Annotated in this window: 1 protein-coding gene; it reads left to right on the forward strand. The window is 56.7% G+C overall.

Translation table 11 applies throughout. The features are described 5' to 3' along the window. A partial coding sequence (locus tag MES37_RS24350) for a hemagglutinin repeat-containing protein (protein ID WP_237932821.1) occupies window positions 1-1,443 on the forward strand: 1,443 nt, incomplete at both ends.

Consider the following 1,443-nt stretch of genomic DNA (forward strand, 5'->3'; position numbering starts at 1 on the left):
TCACTATTGGCAGCAAATCTTCCCTCCATGAACGGAATGAAGACGGTACCACCCAGAGCCAGAGTGTCAGCACTATTGGCTCCACAGGCGGTAACGTCAGCATTATTGCCGGTAACACAGCACATATCAGCGGTGCGGATGTGGTGGCGGGTAAAAATCTCAATGTGGCAGCAGGCGAGATTATTGTCGATGCCGGTAATGACCAGCAGCGCCGTAAAGAACGTTATGAACAGAAGCAAAGTGGGGTGACGGTGTCGGTTTCATCGGCCGTGACCGATGCCGTGATGGCTGCCAACGATACCTTCAAACGCGGTGAAGAGGTCAGTGATGACCGCCTTAAAGCGTTGTATGCAGTTAAAACAGCAGAAAATGCGTGGGCCGCAGGCTCTGGCGCTTCCTCAATAGCAGGGGGGGCTGCGCAGGGCAATGTGAACGCAGTGAAAGTGGAAGTCAGCGTCGGATCCAGCAAAAGTCAATTTGAGTCCGAATCGACACAGAATCAGGTGCGGGGCAGCACACTCACGGCTGGGGGCGATGTCACCATGGTGGCGACCGGCGGGAAAGGTACCAGCGGCGACCTGCATATCAGCGGCAGTGGTGTGACGGGTCATAACGTCACGCTGGTTGCGCAGAATGACCTGACCCTGGACGCTGCGACCAACAACAGCGAGCAGACCAGCAAAAATAATAGCAGTGGCTGGAATGCCGGGGTACATGTCTCGCTGGGACAGGAAACCGGGATAGGTGTGTCAGCCAGTGGTTTTCAGTCGAAAGGCAGCGCAGACGGTAAAACCACCGAATATATCAACAGCCGGGTGAATGCCAGCAATGAGCTGAGCATGAGCAGCGGGCGGGACACGATAATTTCCGGTGCGCAGGCTCTGGGCGACAAAATCACAGCCGATGTGGGGCGTGATTTAACCATCAGCAGTCTGCAGGATACGGACGAGTATCACAGCCGACAGAAAGATGTGAGCGGCGGAGCCAGTTTCACCTTTGGTTCGATGACCGGCTCGGCCAGCCTGAATATCAACCAGAGCAAAACTGACAGTGAATACGCCAGCGTCGGCGAGCAGAGCGGGTTGTTTGCCGGGGACAAAGGATTCGATATTAGCGTTGGCAAACACACGCAGCTGGATGGTGCGGTGATTGCCAGTACGGCGGAAGCCAGCAAAAACAGCCTCGACACCGGGACGCTGGGCTGGAGCAGCCTCGACAACCACGCTGAATACAGTACCAGCAGCAAGGGCATCAGCGCGGGCGGAGCGACAGGTCAGGACAGCCATGGCGGGCAGATGTTCAGCGGGGGTGGCGTACCTCTTATTGGTATCGGAGCCAGCGATAATGCTTCGGGCACCACGCAGTCAGCCATTGCGGCAGGCACTATTACCATCCGTGACAAGGAACACCAGCAGCAGGATGTGGCGGACCTGAGCCGCGATA

It is taken from the genome of Buttiauxella sp. S19-1 (assembly GCF_022134725.1).
GTDB lineage: Bacteria > Pseudomonadota > Gammaproteobacteria > Enterobacterales > Enterobacteriaceae > Buttiauxella > Buttiauxella ferragutiae.